Origin of the sequence: Pseudoclavibacter sp. VKM Ac-2867 (assembly GCF_015351275.1) — a bacterium.
In the GTDB taxonomy this organism is placed as follows: Bacteria; Actinomycetota; Actinomycetes; order Actinomycetales; family Microbacteriaceae; genus Pseudoclavibacter.
Genome location: NZ_JADKSL010000003.1, coordinates 90,931 through 107,730, shown reverse-complemented (window position 1 = coordinate 107,730; position 16,800 = coordinate 90,931). Strand labels below are relative to the sequence as shown.

At 67.3% G+C, this 16,800-nt stretch carries 17 protein-coding genes; 2 read left to right on the top strand and 15 right to left on the bottom strand.

Features of this window, described 5'->3' with window-relative positions:
• Positions 1-60: 60 nt before the first annotated feature.
• From ITJ67_RS04860 to hrcA, 4 genes are all read right to left on the bottom strand, one after another.
• A complete protein-coding gene (locus ITJ67_RS04860; RefSeq protein ID WP_104330847.1) occupies positions 61-411 on the bottom strand; it encodes a histidine triad nucleotide-binding protein in 351 nt (116 codons plus the stop codon).
• Positions 412-420: 9 nt separating this feature from the next.
• Complete coding sequence (locus tag ITJ67_RS04855; RefSeq protein ID WP_194676939.1) at positions 421-1,191, bottom strand: 16S rRNA (uracil(1498)-N(3))-methyltransferase; 771 nt, start codon at positions 1,189-1,191, stop codon at positions 421-423.
• Position 1,192: 1 nt separating this feature from the next.
• The gene (gene dnaJ, locus ITJ67_RS04850) at positions 1,193-2,278 is read right to left on the bottom strand and encodes a molecular chaperone DnaJ (RefSeq protein WP_160072117.1); all 1,086 of its coding nucleotides are present in this window, start codon (positions 2,276-2,278) and stop codon (positions 1,193-1,195) included.
• Positions 2,279-2,366: 88 nt separating this feature from the next.
• Positions 2,367-3,398 carry a heat-inducible transcriptional repressor HrcA gene (gene hrcA, locus ITJ67_RS04845; protein WP_160072119.1) on the bottom strand — a complete coding sequence of 344 codons (1,032 nt, stop codon included), beginning with the start codon at positions 3,396-3,398 and terminating at the stop codon, positions 2,367-2,369.
• Between the two features lie 153 nt (positions 3,399-3,551).
• Here hrcA and ITJ67_RS20195 point away from each other — a divergent pair, with 153 nt between their 5' ends.
• Entirely contained in the window at positions 3,552-4,115 is a 564-nt protein-coding gene (locus tag ITJ67_RS20195) for a DUF4870 domain-containing protein (protein WP_194676937.1), read from the top strand.
• Between the two features lie 6 nt (positions 4,116-4,121).
• Here ITJ67_RS20195 and hemW read toward each other — a convergent pair whose 3' ends face one another.
• On the bottom strand, positions 4,122-5,330 hold the full coding sequence (gene hemW / locus ITJ67_RS04835) for a radical SAM family heme chaperone HemW (protein WP_194676936.1): 1,209 nt from the start codon (positions 5,328-5,330) through the stop codon (positions 4,122-4,124).
• A 143-nt stretch (positions 5,331-5,473) separates the two neighbouring features.
• On the opposite strand from hemW, the gene ITJ67_RS04830 reads away from it, so the two are divergent.
• The gene (locus ITJ67_RS04830) at positions 5,474-6,427 is read left to right on the top strand and encodes a TIGR01777 family oxidoreductase (protein ID WP_194676935.1); all 954 of its coding nucleotides are present in this window, start codon (positions 5,474-5,476) and stop codon (positions 6,425-6,427) included.
• Positions 6,428-6,445: 18 nt separating this feature from the next.
• Here ITJ67_RS04830 and ITJ67_RS04825 read toward each other — a convergent pair whose 3' ends face one another.
• The 10 genes from ITJ67_RS04825 to ITJ67_RS04780 all read right to left on the bottom strand — a co-directional run bounded on the left by ITJ67_RS04825 (position 6,446) and on the right by ITJ67_RS04780 (position 16,680).
• Positions 6,446-6,907, bottom strand: a complete 462-nt coding sequence (locus ITJ67_RS04825; protein WP_236558442.1) for a hypothetical protein — start codon at positions 6,905-6,907, stop codon at positions 6,446-6,448.
• Entirely contained in the window at positions 6,904-7,641 is a 738-nt protein-coding gene (gene dapB, locus ITJ67_RS04820; protein WP_160072127.1) for a 4-hydroxy-tetrahydrodipicolinate reductase, read from the bottom strand. Before dapB ends, ITJ67_RS04825 begins: the two co-directional genes overlap by 4 nt.
• A gap of 72 nt (positions 7,642-7,713) precedes the next feature.
• Positions 7,714-8,313, bottom strand: coding sequence for a histidine phosphatase family protein (locus ITJ67_RS04815; RefSeq protein ID WP_194676934.1), 600 nt, complete (start codon positions 8,311-8,313; stop codon positions 7,714-7,716).
• Positions 8,313-9,662, bottom strand: a complete 1,350-nt coding sequence (locus tag ITJ67_RS04810; RefSeq protein WP_160072131.1) for a M16 family metallopeptidase — start codon at positions 9,660-9,662, stop codon at positions 8,313-8,315. Before ITJ67_RS04810 ends, ITJ67_RS04815 begins: the two co-directional genes overlap by 1 nt.
• A 136-nt stretch (positions 9,663-9,798) precedes the next feature.
• Positions 9,799-12,057, bottom strand: a complete 2,259-nt coding sequence (locus ITJ67_RS04805) for a polyribonucleotide nucleotidyltransferase (protein WP_194676933.1) — start codon at positions 12,055-12,057, stop codon at positions 9,799-9,801.
• 236 nt (positions 12,058-12,293) lie between these two features.
• Complete coding sequence (ppk2, locus tag ITJ67_RS04800; RefSeq protein WP_194676932.1) at positions 12,294-13,376, bottom strand: polyphosphate kinase 2; 1,083 nt, start codon at positions 13,374-13,376, stop codon at positions 12,294-12,296.
• 111 nt (positions 13,377-13,487) lie between these two features.
• The gene (rpsO, locus tag ITJ67_RS04795; RefSeq protein WP_104241461.1) at positions 13,488-13,757 is read right to left on the bottom strand and encodes a 30S ribosomal protein S15; all 270 of its coding nucleotides are present in this window, start codon (positions 13,755-13,757) and stop codon (positions 13,488-13,490) included.
• Positions 13,758-13,867: 110 nt separating this feature from the next.
• Positions 13,868-14,242, bottom strand: a complete 375-nt coding sequence (locus ITJ67_RS04790) for an FKBP-type peptidyl-prolyl cis-trans isomerase (protein WP_160072135.1) — start codon at positions 14,240-14,242, stop codon at positions 13,868-13,870.
• A gap of 3 nt (positions 14,243-14,245) precedes the next feature.
• Positions 14,246-15,502, bottom strand: coding sequence for a PrsW family intramembrane metalloprotease (locus tag ITJ67_RS04785; protein WP_160072137.1), 1,257 nt, complete (start codon positions 15,500-15,502; stop codon positions 14,246-14,248).
• Positions 15,499-16,680 carry a PrsW family intramembrane metalloprotease gene (locus ITJ67_RS04780; protein ID WP_160072139.1) on the bottom strand — a complete coding sequence of 394 codons (1,182 nt, stop codon included), beginning with the start codon at positions 16,678-16,680 and terminating at the stop codon, positions 15,499-15,501. The genes ITJ67_RS04785 and ITJ67_RS04780 overlap by 4 nt, the downstream gene beginning before the upstream one ends.
• Between the last annotated feature and the right edge of the window lie 120 nt (positions 16,681-16,800).

Genomic DNA, 16,800 nt, shown 5'->3' with positions numbered 1-16,800 from the left:
TCGACGAAATCTGTCCAGGTACCGGGCTCCCCGGGACCGTGGGACGGTGAACTGTCTTGACTAGGCAAGGGATCCTTCCGAGAGTCCTCCACCGAGGACGTGTGCGTGAACGTGGAAGACGGTCTGGCCTGCTGCCGCCCCCGAGTTGAAGATGAGCCGGAATTCGCTGTCGGTGTGCTGATCGGCGAGTCCCTGGGCCACCGCGATGACCTCGGCGAGCAGCTCCGGGTCGCCAGCCGCGAGCTGGGCGACGTTCGCGTACTCCTGGGTCTTGGGCACCACGAGGAGATGCACGGGCGCCTTCGGGCTGATGTCCTTGAAGGCGATGACCCGCTCGGACTCGAACACGATGTCGGCTGGGATCTCGCGGTTGATAATGCGCGTGAAGATGGACGGCTCTGAACTCGACATGAGACCAGCCTACGACTCGGCACTCGCGCGGGACCGAGAGTCCCACGTACCGCTCAGCGCCAGGATCGCCGCGATCGCGGCGGGAGCCGCGCTCGAGGTTCGGAGAACCCCCGCGCCGAGGTGCACGCGCCTGGCACCGGCCGCCTCGAAGGCCTCGAATTCACTCTGGTCGATGCCGCCCTCTGGCCCGACGACGAGCGTCAGTCCGGAAGCGCCTGCCGGGACCTGCTCGATGAGGGCCTGGCGCAGCGAGGTGTCGCCGAGCGGGTCGAGGACCAGCATCGGCGCGTGACCGGCGAGCGATGCGACCTCACCCGTCGAGTGCAGCGGAGCCACATCCGGGACCCACGCGGCGAGGCTCTGCTTGCTGGCTTCCCTGGCGATGGATGACCACCGCTCGCGGCCCTTCTCGGCCTTCTGGTCCCAGCGGCTCACGCTGCGCTTCGCCTGCCACGGCACGAACGCCGCCGCTCCGAGCTCCGTCGCGACCTGCACGGCGAGGTCGTCTCGGCCGCCCTTCGCCAGCGCCTGGACAACCGTGACGCGCGGAGCCGACTGCGCCACTCGTCTCGCGGCGACGACTGTGACGAGTGCGCGGTCGCGCTCAGTCAGAGCGAGCTCGCCGTCGACGATGAGGCCGCGCCCGTCGCCGAGGTGCACACGTTCGCCCACGCGCATCCGCGCGACCGCCATGTGCTTGGCCTCCGCGCCGCGCACCTCGACGACGTCACCGACGCGCAGCGCCTCGTCGAGATCCTCGACGAGGTAGAGCCACGCCACGTCAGCGACCGAATCGGTCGCGAAGCTTCGAGAACATCCCCTGCTTCTCCCGCGCGAGGCGAGGGGCCTCGTGGCGATGACGGGCAGCGAACTCCTCGATCAGCTTGCGTGACTTGCCGTCGAGCTTCGCCGGAGTCACGACCTGTACGGCGATGTCGAGATCGCCGCGATGCGTCGAGCGGAGCCGCGTGATGCCCCGACCTCGAACGGTCAGCACCTCGCCCGACTGCACGCCCGCGGGGATCTGCAGGTCGACGTCGCCGTCGAGCGCACCGACCGTGGTCGAGGTGCCCAGGATGGCGTCGGCCATCGATACCTCCACGACGCACTGGAGGTCATCGCCGTCTCGCGAGAAGACCTCGTGCGGGCGCACGCGGATCTCGAGGTAGAGGTCACCGTTCGCTCCCCCGGCGGGCCCGGCCTCGCCCCGACCGGGAAGGTGGATGCGCAGCCCGGAGTCCACTCCGGACGGGATGTCGACCGGGATGCTCACGTTCGATCGAACACGCCCCTGGCCGTGGCACGTGTCGCACGGGTGCTCGATGACCGTGCCGTAGCCGCGGCACTGCGCGCACGGCTGGTTCGTGACGACCATGCCGAGGATCGAGCGCACCTGTCGCTGCACGGACCCGGCCCCACCGCATGCCGAGCACGTCGTGGGCGAGGTGCCGGGCGCACAGCAGGTGCCCTGGCAGTTCTCGCAGGCGATCGCCGTCGTGACCTCGAGGTCCCGGTGCGTGCCGAACATGACCTCGTCGAGGTCGAGTTCGACGCGCACGAGGGCGTCCTGGCCGCGTTCCGCACGCGAGCGAGGCCCGCGGGAGCCCTGCTGGCCGAAGAAGGTCTCGAAGATGTCGCCGAAGCCACCGAAGGACTGCCCATCTGGGCCGCCCTGGTCGTACTGCCGGCGCCGCTCGGGGTCGATGAGCGTGTCATAGGCGTGCGTGACGGACTTGAAGCGCTCCGCGGCATCTTCGGACGGGTTGACGTCCGGGTGCAGCTGGCGTGCCAGCTTGCGGTAGGCCTTCTTGATCTCGTCCTGGGACGCCTCACGGCTCACGCCGAGCACGTCGTAGTGGTCTGCCAAGAGTGGCGACTCCTTCTTTGCATCTGTGTGTGTCACGCCTGCGTTGTCAGGCGCCGGGTGCATCCGCCGAGTGATCTGGCGGTGTCGGTCAGTCGTCCGAGTGCTGCTCGTCGAGCACCCGTGACAGGTAACTCGCAACCACTCGAACGGCCTGGATATTCCTCGGGTAGTCCATTCTCGTCGGCCCGACGACGCCGAGACGCGCGTCGCTGCCAGAGCTGCGGTAGCCGCTCGTCAAGATAGCCGTCTCGCCGAGGCCCAGGTCGACATTCTCCTGGCCGATGCTGACCGAGTAGGCCTCGGGGCTGGAGTGGAGCTCGTCGAGCAGCCGCAGGAGGACCACCTGCTCCTCGATGGCCTCGAGGACGGGCAGGATGCTCGACGGGAAGTCGCGTTCGGTCCGAGCGAGGTTCGCGGTGCCCGCCATGACGAGGCGCTCCTGACGGTGCGCCAGGACGAGCTCAAGCAGGTTGGCGACGACGGGAGCGAAGAGCTCCGCGTCTCGCTCCCCCATGATGCCGCTGACATCCCTGAGCTCCGCTGAAGCGCGCGCGACCGTCTTCCCGACGAGGCGGCCGGCCAGCCGATCGCGGAGCACGTGCAGCTGCTCGACGCTCACTTCGGCGCGCAGATGTCCAATGCGCTGCTCGACGCGGCCCGAGTCGGTGATGAGGACGGTGAGGACGCGCATGCTCGACAGCAGGACGAACTCGACATGCTGGATGGCGGCGTTCGCGAGCGAGGGGTACTGCGCGATCGCGACGGAGTTGGTGAGCTGCGCCAGCAGTCGCACCGAACGTCCGAGCACCTCGTCGACGTCTTCGCTGCCCTCGATGAAGGTCTCGATCGCCCGACGCTGCGCTCCGGAGAGCGGCCTGAACTCGGCGAGCCGGTCGACGAACAGTCGGTAGCCCTTGTCAGTCGGGATGCGCCCGGAGGACGTGTGCGGGGCCACGATGAGCTCGGCGTCTTCGAGCTGCGCCATGTCGTTGCGGATGGTCGCCGCGGAGACGCCGAAATCATGACGGTCTGCGATCGACTTGGAGCCCACCGGCTCACGACTCGTGACGTAGTCGGTGACGATGACGCGGAGCACCTGCATGCTTCTGTCTGAAACCACGATGCTCCTCCCTCGACGAGCTGCTGCGAGCCGGACTGGCACTCTGAACCTGAGACTGCCAATCCTACCGCTTTCCGCTCGTGCCACCAGCAGGATGCCAGGCCCTCGCAGGGCGCGCGCAGTAGCGTGAGCGAAACCGACGAGAGGAACCCCGTGTCAGATCAGAACGCACCGACCCCGCCGCCAGGACACCAGGATCTGCCTCAACAGCCGCCGTACGACCAGCCGGGACCCTACGGGCAGCAGCCACCGTACGGGCAGCAGGCTCCCAACGGTCAGCAGGTCCCGTACGGACAGCAGGCTCCCTACGGGCACCCACAGGGCGTGCAGTACCAGCAGTCTGGCCCGCAGAATGAGACAGAACCGCCGCTGACACGAGACGGCGACCGCCTCGTCGGGACCTTCGATCACCTGCTCAACATCGTCGCCCCGGCTGTCGGGCCGCTCATTCTCTGGCTTGTCACACGGCGGAGGGGACCTCTTGCCGACAGCGAGGGCCGCGAGGCGCTCAACTTCGGCATCACAGCTGCGATCGTGTACGTCGGCATCGGCGTCATCTCGCTGCTGTCGCTGATCGGCGGTCCGCTGGCGCTGATCGTTCCGCTCCTCTACCCGCTGCTCTGGGTTGCCGTCGTCGTCTACGCCATTCTCGGCGCGGTCCAGGCGAACAAGGGACTCCCCTACCGGTACCCGGTCACCTTCCGGTTCGTGAGCTGAGCCGGCTCAGGCGGCGATTCGGCGGACGATCGCGTCTGCCATGAGCCGCCCGCGGAGCGTCGGGACGAGCCGGCCCTTCAACGCGGCCCTCCCGTCGACGAGCGACTCGGCGATGAGCTCGGCGACGACACTGGAGTCATCCAGCTCGGAGATCGCGAGGCCCTCCCGCAGACGTGAGCCGAGCATGATCCGCTCGAAGCGCTTCGTCTCCTCGTCAAGCACTTCTCGCCCCATGGCCGGCGTGATGCCCTCGGCCAGCCTCGATGCGTAGGCGCTCGGATGCTTGGCGTTCCACCAGCGCACGCCGCCCACGTGGCTGTGCGCGCCGGGGCCGAAGCCCCACCAGTCCGCGTCTCGCCAGTAGGAGAGGTTGTGGCGAGAAGCGTGCTTGCCGTCGAGCGACCAGTTGCTGACCTCGTACCACTCGAACCCGGCCGCTGACAGTCGCTCCTCTGCGAGCTCGTACATGTCGGCCTGCAGGTCGTCGTCAACGGCGGGCACCTCCCCGCGGCGGATCTGCCTGGCCAGCTTCGTGCCCTCCTCGATGATGAGCGCATACGCGCTCACATGCAGCGGCTCCTGCGCCAGCGCCATGTCGAGCGATCGGCGCCAGTCGTCGATGGACTCGCCGGGAGTGCCGTAGATCAGGTCGAGGCTCGGCTCGAGCCCGACTCGCTTCGCCGCGGCGACCACGATCGGGATGCGCGCCGGATCGTGAGTGCGCTCGAGAACGCTGAGGACGTGCGGGACCGCGGACTGCATCCCGAAGCTGACTCGGGTCACTCCCGCAGCCCGTAGCTCGGCGAGCTCACGCTCGCCAACCGAGTCGGGGTTCGCCTCGACGGTGACCTCCGCGTCGGAAGCGAGGCCCCAGCGACTGCGCACTCCCTCGAGCATCCCTGCAAGGTCGCTGACGGGCAGGAGGGTCGGTGTTCCGCCCCCGAAGAAGACGGTGGATACCTCGCGAGGGGCACCGCTCAGCACCCGCTCGGCGATGACCATCTCCTTCTCGACCTCGCCGGCATAGCTGGAGCGCGAGACCCCACCCAGCTCCTCCGCCGTGTAGGTGTTGAAGTCGCAGTAGCCGCACCGCACGCGGCAGAAGGGCACGTGGATGTAGACGCCGAAGTCTCGCGACTCGGCGCCGACCAGGGCCTGCGCGGGGAGCTCTCCGCTCGGCGGCACCGGCTCACCGAGCGGCAGGGCGCTAGGCACCAAGATGGCCGTTCGGCTGGGCCCGGCTCGGGGCGAGGTTCTCGTGATGCACCCGCACAGCCTAGGCGCAATCAGGCGCGCGATCAGCCGAGCACGGCCTCGCGTTGCGCTCGCGCCCAACTGACACGACTACCTTCGAGGTCATGAGCACTCAGGCGACCTCCCCAAAGCACGTTCTCATCTCCGGCGCATCCGGAATGATCGGCCACCGTCTCATCGAGGAACTGCACGCGCACGGCCACCGCGTCACGCGGCTCGTCAGGCGCGACCCGAAGGACGCCAGCGAGTTCCGGTGGAACCCCGCCCAGAGAACCCTGGACGCGCGGGTCCTCGACGGCGTGGATGCGGTTGTGAACCTCTCCGGGTCTCCGCTCAGCAAGCTGCCGTGGACCTACAACGTGAAGAAGGAGATCCTTCGCTCTCGCGTCAACGCGACGCTCACGATCACCGGTGCGATGGCGGCCTCGTCCACACCCCCGGCGCTGCTCATCAACGGTTCGGCGTCGGGCGCGTACGGCGACCGTCCAGGGCAGGTGCTCGACGAGGACTCGGCGCTGCCCGAGACCGACGAGTTCCTTCCTCGTGTCGTCGACCGCTGGGAGCGGGCCGCGCAGACGGCCCCGGAAGGCTCCAGGGTCGTCCTCGCGCGCACCGGTCTCGTCCTGGGGCGCGGCGGAGTCCTGACCGTCCTGAAGACCCTGGCAAGCGTCGGGTTGCTCTCGCAGCTGGGCGACGGCACACAGCACTGGCCGTGGGTGAGCCTGCGCGACGAAGTGCGCGCGCTCCGCTTCCTGCTCGAGTCCGACGACGCGCAGGGGCCATACAACCTGGTCGGGCCCGCGCCCGCGACCGCCGACGAGATCCAACAGCAGCTTGCCGACGAGCTCGGGCGACCTTACAAGCTCAAGGCGCCGTCGACGCTCATCGACCTCACCCTCCAGAAGGCGGGCCGTGAGCTGTTCCTCGCCGACCAGCAGATCCGTCCGAAGCGCCTGCTCGACGCGGGCTTCACCTTCAAGGACCGCACCGCAGGTCAGGCGGTCGAGCTGGCTCTCAAGTCGCCGGAGTTCGAGCCAGAGCCCGGCGCCGGGGTCTGACCCGTCGAGTCGGGTCGCTCACGCCCCGGCGCGAGCGGCCTTCTCGAGGCGGATGCCCTCGCGCAGAGAAGCCCGGGCTCGCTTTCGGTCCCCCGAGGCCGAGTACGCCAGACCGAGGCGCATCCACGTCCTCCAGTCTTCCGGGGCGGCCTCGACCTCAGATTTCCACCTCGGGAAGTCCTCGTCGGCCGCTTCGCGGACGACGCGTCCGCTCGGTCGCTTGGGCAGGTCGTCCTCGGGCAGCTCTCCGGCGTCGGCCATGCGTCCGAGCAGTCGTTCCGTCTGCAGCCCGAAGAGCAGCTCGCGGGCGACGAAGACAACCGCGAGGACCGGGAACACGATGAGTGCGGCACCCATCACCTTGGCGACGATATCGCCCGCGAACAGGGAGACCGCCATGCCCGAGACGAAGACGATGTAGAGCAGGAGGAGCAGGGTCACGGCGGCGACGCCGAGCTTCGTGGCGAGATTGCTCTTCACGAGCGACCCGACAGTCCCGCGAGGCCGAGCACGCCGTCGAGCCCGACTGTCGTGCCCCGCGTCTCGACGGCATGCGTGATGGCGAGCCTGATGCCCTGCACATAGGCCTCCTGCGAGATCGTCTCGTGGCGAATCGTCAGCACCTCACCCTCTCCCCCGAAGATCACCTGCTGATCTGCCACGACTCCGCGCAGCCGCAGACTGTGGACGGGCACGCCCGAGACGAGCAGTCCCCGAGCGTCCTGCTCGCTGTTCGGAGCGGCAAGCGGCCGTTCCCTCGAGGCCGCGATGCGCTCCGCGGTCCGCACGGCGGTCCCTGACGGCGAATCCACCTTCTTGTCGTGGTGCGCTTCGACGATCTCGATCGATTCGAAGAAGCGCCCTGCGACGCTCGCAAGCGCGGTGCCGAGCACCGAGCCCAGGGAGAAGTTCGGGACGAAGACGACGGCACGTTCCGGAGGCACGAGGTCAGAGATGCGAGCGATCCGCTGCTCATCCCAACCGCTCGTCCCGACGACGACGTCGATGCCATGCTCCAGAGCGAAGGGGACAGCCGTCTCCGACGCCTCGAGCCGCGAGACGTCGACGAGGACATCGGCGCCGAGCATCTCATCGAGCGAAGAGGCACTCGTCAGCCCCGAATGGAGGCGGAGCCCCTCGGTCGTCTCGAGGATCCGTGCGATCAGTGTTCCCATGCGGCCGGAAGCGCCCAGAACGGCGACCTTTGTTTCCATGTCCACAAGCGTACGGCCATCGCCAGGCCGAGCAGACGACGCAGGGGGCTGCCGGCGGCGGGCCCGTCAACCTCAGACGGCGATCGAGGTACTGACTCCCGTTCGGAGTTCCGGCGTCAGGTGCGACAGGTCGTTGAAGAGCAGCAGCTCAGCCGGCTTCCTGGTCCGCACCCGGATCACCGTGAGGCCGGTGTTCACGGAGTTGAGCCCGAGCCAGCGCCAGTCGGGGGCGTCGAGGACCCGACGCACGAATTCGCCGATCACGAAGTTGTGGGTCACGAGCAGGGTGTGGCGGTCGTCGCGGCTCTTGCTGAAGAACGTGTCGTACGCGTCGTTCATCTGTGCCATGCCGGCGTCGACGACCTCGTCAGCGATGCCACCGAAGAAGCTGTCGTACGTCGACGGCGCGCCGTCCTGCCCCGTGGGGATGCAGTCGAAGAGCAGCGTGGACTCGAGCGCGGCAGGACCGCTCGTGTACTGGTCGATCACCGCACTCGTCTCGACAGCGCGATCCAGCGGTGACGTGTAGGACTCGCTGAGCGGGACGCTCGCGAGCCTGCGCCCGATCAGATGAGCCTGAGCCCGACCCCGCTCCGACAGCGGGCCGTCGGTGATTCCGTGCTCGGCATTCTCCTGCTCGCCATGCCTGACGAGGTAGAGGTAGTGCGACATCAGCGGCGCTCCAGTTCGGTCCTTGCTTCCGAGGAGAGCTTACCGACCGCAGACGCGACGAGCTCCCCACTGAACATGTCGGCGGCGACTGACTGCACCTCGTCGAGCGACACGGCTTCGACCCGCGACAGCGCTGCCTCGAGGTCGTAGAAGCGACCTGTGTGGATCTCCGCGCGCCCGAGGCGAGACATGCGTGTGTCCGCGTCCTCGATCGCAAGAGCCGAGCCGCCGGCACTCGCGCTCTTCGCGTCGGCCAGCTCCGTCGCGGTGACCCCGTCCTGGACGAGCTTCTCCGCCTCCTGGCGCAGCACCCTGACCGTCTCCAGCACGTTGTCGGGAGCGCATCCCGCGTACATGCCCGTCACCCCCACGTCGGAGTGGCTGCCACCGAACGAGTACACGGAGTAGGCGAGACCGCGCTTCTCGCGGATCTCCTGGAAGAGTCGGGACGACATGCCACCACCGAAGATCCGATGCATGAGGCCGAACGCCTCCCTGCGCGGGTCCAGCTGCGTGATTCCCTGTCCGCCGATGACCAGTGCCAGCTGCTCCAGCGGGCGCTCGATGGCCGAGAGCGGTCCTGTAGGCACTGCGGATCCTGGCTCCAGTGTCGTGGCCCTTCTGGAGACGGGGACGGCGCGTGCGTCGAGGTCCCATCCCCCGGCTCGGAGGTTGCGCTCGAGCTGCTCACGGACGACGTCATGGTTGACGGCCCCCGCGATGGTCACGACGAGCTCCTCCGGGCGGTAGTGCTGGCGGTACGAGCTCCACACGGCATCGCGGTCAGCGGCCCTGATCGAGGCCGGTGTGCCGCCGATGGGCCTCGCGAGCGGATGTGCGCCGAGCAGTGTCTCGTAGAACCGCTCCCAGACCACGTCGTTCGGGTCGTCGTCCGCCATCGCGAGCTCCTCGATGATGACGCCGCGCTCGATCTCGAACTCGGCGGCGTCGATCACGCTCGAGGTGATCATGTCACTCAGGACCTCGACGGCCATCGGGAGGTCGGCATCGCGGACCTTCGCGTGGTACAGCGTGTGCTCCTTCGCGGTCTGCGCGTTCACCTCTCCACCGACGCGCTCGAAGGCCGCTGACACCTCGAAGGCGGACCGTGTCGGTGTCCCCTTGAAGAGCAGATGCTCCAGGAAGTGCGTGGAACCGTACTCGTGCGGGCGCTCGTCGCGGGAGCCGACCGGCACCCACAGGCCGATGCTGGTGCTCGCCGCGCCGACGACTTCCTCGGTCAGGAGGCGCACCCCGCTCGGCAGCACCGAACGGCGGAAGTAACCGCCGTTCGACACTCGTGCTTCGATCTCGGGAAGGTCAAGTGGCAGTTCAATGGCATCGCGCATAACCAGTCAAGCCTAGAGCGTGTTGGCCGTCCCGGCGGCAGCCGCGAGACAACTCCCAGCGGCTCGAGACCTCACGAGACGCCGAAGGGCCCCGCGCACGGATGCGCGGGGCCCTTCAGAGCAGAGGCGAGCTGAGCTACTCAGCGCCCGCCTCGAGAGCGACGCCCTCTTCAGCAGCTGCTTCTTCGAGCACAGGTGCGAGCGACAGCTTGCCGCGGTCGTCGACCTTCGTGATCTCGACGAGGATCTTCTGGCCGACACCGAGCACGTCTTCGACGTTCTCGACGCGCTTGCCACCGGCGAGCTTGCGCACCTCAGAGATGTGCAGCAGGCCGTCCTTGCCCGGGAGCAGGGAGACGAAGGCACCGAAGGAGGCGATCTTGACGACCGTTCCCAGGTACTGCTCGCCGACCTCAGGGTTCGTCGGGTTCGCGATGGCGTTGACCGCTGCACGAGCGGCCTCAGCGGACGGACCATCGACAGCGCCAATGTATACGGTGCCGTCATCCTCGATCGAGATGTCGGCTCCGGTGTCGTCCTGGATCTGGTTGATGACCTTGCCCTTTGGCCCGATCACCTCGCCGATCTTGTCGATCGGAACGCGGACCGAGATGATGCGCGGTGCCGTAGCAGCGAGCTCATCCGGCGTGTCGATGACGGCGTTGATGGCCTTGTCGAGGATCTGGATGCGAGCATCGCGAGCCTGCGTCAGGGCGCCGTCGAGGACCGACGTCGGAATTCCGTCGAGCTTCGTGTCGAGCTGGATGGCCGTGACGAACTCCGCGGTACCGGCGACCTTGAAGTCCATGTCTCCGAGCGCGTCTTCTGCGCCGAGGATGTCGGTGAGCGCCGCGTAGCGCGTCTCGCCGTCGACCTCGTCGGACACGAGACCCATGGCGATGCCCGCGACGGGTGCGCGCAGCGGCACACCGGCGTTGAGCAGCGACAGAGTGGAGGCGCAGACCGAGCCCATCGACGTGGACCCGTTGGAGCTGAGCGCTTCCGAGACCTGACGGATCGCGTAGGGGAACTCCTCGCGGCTCGGGAGCACCGGAACGATGGCGCGCTCGGCGAGGAAGCCGTGCCCGATCTCGCGACGCTTCGGCGAACCGACGCGTCCGGTCTCACCCGTCGAGTACGGCGGGAAGTTGTAGTGGTGCAGGTAGCGCTTCGACGTGATCGGCGAGAGCGAGTCGATCTGCTGCTCGAGCTTGAGCATGTTCAGCGTGGTGACGCCGAGGATCTGCGTCTCGCCGCGCTGGAAGATCGCCGATCCGTGCACGCGTGGCACGACGTCGACCTCTGCATCGAGCTGACGGATGTCGGCCACGCCGCGACCGTCCATGCGCTTGCCCTCACGGAGGATGCGTCCGCGGACGACGTCCTTCGTGACGGTCTTGTAGGCGGCCGACACCTGACCGGCGACGGAGGCGTCGAGCTCTCCGCTTTCGATCTTGGCGGCGATCTGCTCCTTGACGCTGGCCTTCAGCGCGTCGTCGGCGTCCTGGCGCTCGATCTTGCCAGCGATCTGGTAGACGTCGACGAGTCCGTCGTGCGCGATGGCGGTGACCGCGTCGAGGGCTTCCTCCGTGTAGGGCAGGAAGACCGGGTACTCGACGACGGGCTTCGCGGCCTGGTCGGCGAGCTCCTGCTGTGCCTTCACGAGCTGCGTGAGGAACGGCTTGGAAGCCTCGAGGCCCTGTGCGACGACAGCCTCGTCGGGCTTCTGCGCGCCAGCCTGGATGAGGCCCCACGCGTGCTCGGTGGCTTCAGCCTCGACCATCATGATGGCGATGTCTTCGGTGCCGTCGGCCTTCGTGACGAGGCGGCCAGCGACCGTCAGGTCGAAGACGGCGTCGGCGAGCTGCTCGAACTTGGGGAACGCGACCCACTGGCCGTCGATGAGCGCGAGGCGGACACCGGCGATGGGGCCGGAGAACGGCACACCGCTGAGCTGTGAGGACAGCGAAGCGGCGTTGATCGCGAGAGCGTCGTAGAACTCGCCAGGAGCGATCGAGAGCACCGTCACGACGACCTGGACCTCGTTGCGGAGACCCTTGACGAACGAGGGGCGCAGCGGCCGGTCGATGAGGCGGCAGACCAGGATGGCCTCCGTCGACGGACGGCCTTCACGACGGAAGAACGATCCGGGGATCTTGCCGGCGGCGTAGCTGCGCTCTTCGACGTCGATCGTGAGCGGGAAGAAGTCGAAGTTCTCCTTCGGGTTCTTCGAGATGCTCGTTGCCGACAGCAGCATCGTCTCGTCGTCGAGGTAGGCGACGGCAGAGCCCTGCGCCTGCTGGGCGAGACGCCCTGCTTCGAAGCGGATCTTGCGCTGGCCGTGCTTGCCGTTGTCGAGAACGACTTCAGAGAACTTGATTTCGGGACCTTCCAAGAGGTCTCCTCCTTATGCGTGTTTGCACGCGAAGGGCAAGCGCGACCGGGTCTTCCCGGGCTGATCGTCAGTAGAAGACCACTGTCGCATGAGCGCCTCTAGCGCCGCGACAGGAACCCACCACCGAGGACCAGCTACTCGCCGCCCCGCGTATCTTGAGTGATTGCGCTGCTGACTCTACCAGCGGAGGGCGACGAGCAGCTGGAACCCGCACGGCGATTGCCGCACGGGCGCCGCTACTTCTTGCGAGACGCGCGAGGGAGCTCCTTCAGGAGAGGGAACTCGCCGGTCGGCTTCTCCCCCTCGTCATAGAGCTTGCTGGGCGACCCGACGATCTTCTTGTCGGCAGTGTGGGCGATGCTCTCGTCCTTCGAGGGGTAGTCGAACTGGGAGAGGACGTAGCGCATGGCCTCGAGCCTCGCCCGCTTCTTGTCGTTCGACTTGACGACCGTCCACGGCGATTCGGCGGTGTCCGTGTAGAAGAACATCGCCTCCTTGGCTTCGCTGTACTCGTCCCACTTGTCGAGGGATGCGAGGTCGGTTGGGCTCAGCTTCCACTGGCGCACCGGGTCGTCGCGACGAGCAGCGAAGCGCGCAAGCTGCTCCGCCCGGCCCACCGAGAACCAGAACTTGATGATCGTCGTGCCGGAGTTGACGAGCATCCGCTCGAACTCAGGAGCGGAACGTGTGAACTCGAGGTACTCGGTCGGGGTGCAGTACCCCATGACGCGCTCGACGCCCGCGCGGTTGTACCAAGAGCGATCGAGGAGGACCATCTCGCCCCCAGAAGGCAGATGCTCGACGTACCGCTGGAAGTACCACTGCGTCTGCTCCTTCTCCGTCGGCTTCTCGAGCGCGACCGTACGCGCACCGCGGGGGTTCAAGTGCTCCATGAAGCGCTTGATCGCACCGCCCTTGCCTGCCGCGTCCCGGCCCTCGAAGATGATGACGACCTTCTGCCCCGTCTCCTTGATCCAGGTCTGGAGCTTCAGGAGCTCGATCTGCAGCGCGCGCTTCTGCTTCTCGTACTCCTTGCGCGGCAGCTTGGCGTCGTAGGGGTAGCCGTGGCGCCAGGCCTCGCCCAGAGGATCCTCGTCACGCAGCTCGGCGAGCTCATCGACCTCTGGGGTCATGTCCGGGATGCCCGCACGGTTGAGCCGGTACTCGGCCTGAACGCTGGCCCTCTGCTTCCGAGCGCGACTCGTCGAGGTCGAGTCCGATGCGTTGGCCTCGAGGAGGGCGTCATTGCCCGATTCTGAGGCCTTCGCCTGGCTCTTGGCATCGGCGTGCGTCTTTGCTGGAGTTCGAGGTGCTGCCATGTCGCACAGCCTAGCGCCGAGGCCGCGACGCCTCACCGCAGGGCGCTGACCATGCACCGCCGAACGCGAAAAGAGCCCCTGCCGATGGCAGGGGCTCTTCGCAGAAAGTGCTTAGCGGCGAAGGCCGAGTCGCTCGATGAGCGAACGGTAGCGCGAGATGTCGACGTCGGCGAGGTAGCCGAGCAGACGACGACGCTGACCCACAAGCAGGAGGAGACCACGACGCGAGTGGTGGTCGTGCTTGTGCTCCTTGAGGTGCTCGGTGAGCTCCTTGATTCGCGTGGTGAGGATGGCAACCTGAACTTCAGGGGAACCAGTGTCACCCGGGTGCGTTGCGTACTCTTCGATGATGGCCTTCTTGCCCTCAGCGCTTAGTGCCATTGACAGACCCCCTTCTCTTTCGTTGCGCGGCGCTCGGCACACAATGTGCGAGCTCTCTTCATCCGCGGCCGTTTCACGGCAACCGAAAGAGCATAGCAGATCGGGAGCGGTCAGCTCACGCCCAGCAGGTCAATGATGAAGACCAGCGTCTTGCCGGAGAGCGGGTGCCCTCCACCAGCGGCGCCGTAGGCGAGGTGCGGCGGGAGGACCAGCTTGCGGCGACCGCCGACCTGCATGCCCGGGATGCCTTCCTGCCAGCCACGAACAAGCGCCTTCAGCGGGAAGTTGACCGACTCGCCCCGGTTCCACGAGGAGTCGAACTCCTCGCCGGACTCGAACTCCACGCCGAGGTAGTGCACGTCGACCGTCGAAGACGCCTCCGCCACTGCCCCGTCGCCCACGATGATGTCCTCGATGACCAGCTCTGCTGGTGCCTCTCCACCCGGGAAGTCGACTTCTGGCTTGGTGCGATCAGTGTTTGTCATGGTCTACATCCAAGCGCCGGAGCCTGGACGAGTCCCGGATGACGCGCCGTGCGGCTGTGTCTGCGGCTGTGCCTGGGCCTGGATGAGCTCGCCTCGGAGCTCCCCGAGATGCCGGAGCAGGAGCCGTTCATCGAGCAGCTTGCTTGTTCGATTCGGGTCGAGGACGACCTGGTGCCGGACGCTCGCGAGACGCGTGGACTCGGTGATGAAGGCGCGCATGGCCTTGTCCGCGCGCTTCCCGGACCGGCGTGCCCAGGCCCTCGCGCTGGATCGGCCGCGCATGGTGGAGAGCATCCTGATCTCAGCCTGCGAGTACCAGCCGACAGCCGCGTACTCGGACAGACGCTCCACGATGATGCGGGCATCCTTCCTTCGCAGCAGGAGGATCGTCACGATCCAGGCGATGAAGATGGGCACCATGACCAGCGCGAAGAATGCGATGAGGCCAAGGATCCCGGCAGACTGCTGCACAAGACCCGAGCCGACGTTCCAGAGAGCGTGAAGGGCCATGGCTGGGATGAGACCGAGTGCGAAGCCGCCGAGCGCCGAGCCCCAGCCACCGCGACGTGCGCCGATGCCCATTCCGATGCCGGTCAGCGAGACGCACATCGGGTGCAGCAGCGGCAAGGCGATGCCGCGGATGAAGTACTGGGCGACGAAGCCCCCGACCCCGGCTTCCTGCCACATCGAGGAGAAGTAGAGGATGTTCTCCGTGAACGCGAAGCCCGCGCCGAGCAGAGCTCCGTAGACGAGGCCGTCCGTCGGTCCGTTGAAGTGACGACGCGCGACTGCGTAGATGACGACGAGGCCGAGCCCCTTCCAGATCTCCTCGCCGACGGGCGCTTCGACGGATGGCCCCCACCAGGCGGGCAGGGCTCCCGGAAGCAGGAACTCGCGGACCAGGCCTGTCAGGAGCGCGCCACCGACCGCGATGCCGCCTCCCCAGAACACGGCACCGATGAGCAGGATGCGCGGCTCGGGCTCCCACCGGTCGATGAGCCACACGACCATCCACACGACGAAGAGCGGGACGAGTGCGGCGAGCACGCTGCCGAGCAGCACGACGTCGCTACTGCCGAGATACGCGAGGAAGAGGACGACGGCGATGATGAGCGCGGCCAGGCACATGACGACGATCGTCGTGATGCGCATCGCCAGCTCGCCCTTCGTGGGGGCCTGCGGTATGACGAACTGGGGGTCGATCTGGCGCTGAGCGGCTGGTGCGCCCCAACGGCCGTCCGCGTGCATGGGTCCGGTCACGAGGTGGCCACCCTGGGGCCGGCTGCGCCGAAGGCCGCGAGCTGCGACCGGTGCTCCTTGACGCGGTCGAGCATGCGCTTCTCCACGACTCTCCGATTCGGGTCTCGCTTGTTGACCCTGGCGTGTTCGCGGGCGAAGGCGAGCCTCGACGCGTCCTGGACGAAGCCGCGCATCGCGCGGTCCGCCTCCGGGCTCACGGACTTGGCCCACGCGAACGCCTGCTCTCGCGCGCTCCAGTCCCCGATCATGGCGACCTCCGACGTCGTGAACCATCCTGCATCCGCGTACTCGCCCAGACGGTCGACGATGATGAGGCGGTCGCGGTCGTGCAGTTTGACGAGGAACCAGGCCAGGAGCAGGAAGATCGGCAGCTGCACGACGAGGTAGAAGATGAGCCAGCCGAATTGGTTGCTCGGGTCGACCCCGAGCAGCGGGAGGATGAGCAGGCTTCCGCCGTTCCAGAAGGCGTGGGCGAGGATCGCGATGACGAGCCCGCCGAGGCCCATGAGGATCGGCCGCCGCCAGCCGCCTCTGCGGGCTCCCCAGCCGATGGCCATGCCGGTGATGCCGGTGAAGAGAGCGTGCGCGAACGGCGAGAGGATTCCGCGCACGATGAATGTCGATGCGAAGCCTGAGGCCGATTCTGCGGCCTGCGAGAAGTAGATGATGTTCTCCGTGAAGGCGAAGCCAGCGCCGATGACGGCCGCGTAGCTGAAGCCATCGAGCGGGCTGTCGAAGTGCCGCCGCGCGAAGATCAGGATGAGGAACAGGCCGACGGCCTTGATGGACTCCTCGGAGATCGGCGACTGGATCAGCACGGAGAACTTGCTCACGTCGCCCTCCGTTGCCAGGTAGGAGCGGGCGACGTCGAGCATCATCCCGCCGGTGACGAGCGTTCCGACGACCGAGGCCCCTGCACCCCAGAACAGCCCGAAGGCGAGCAGGATCCGAGGCTCGGGCTCCCAGCGGTCGAGCCACCAGACAGCCGTGAGAACGAGCCCGAGCGGCACGAGAGCGGGTATCGCCATCGTGAGCGCGGCGAAGCGCAGCTCGCTGAAGAGCCAGGCGACGACCCCGACGGAGAGGAGCACCGCGAAGCCGAGCAGAAGGAGCCAGGTGAGCCTGCCCCGAGTCAGCCTTCTGCGCCGCTTCGGCGCGACTGACGTGGCACTGCTCATCGATGGTCCTCCGTGCATTGGGGTGGCTGCCCGAAGCAGAGACATTCGGGCCTCGCGGCGCGCACGGGTCTCCCCGCCTCGTCGGCTCGCTGCGGTCAGCATAGCCAAGCGGACGCGGGT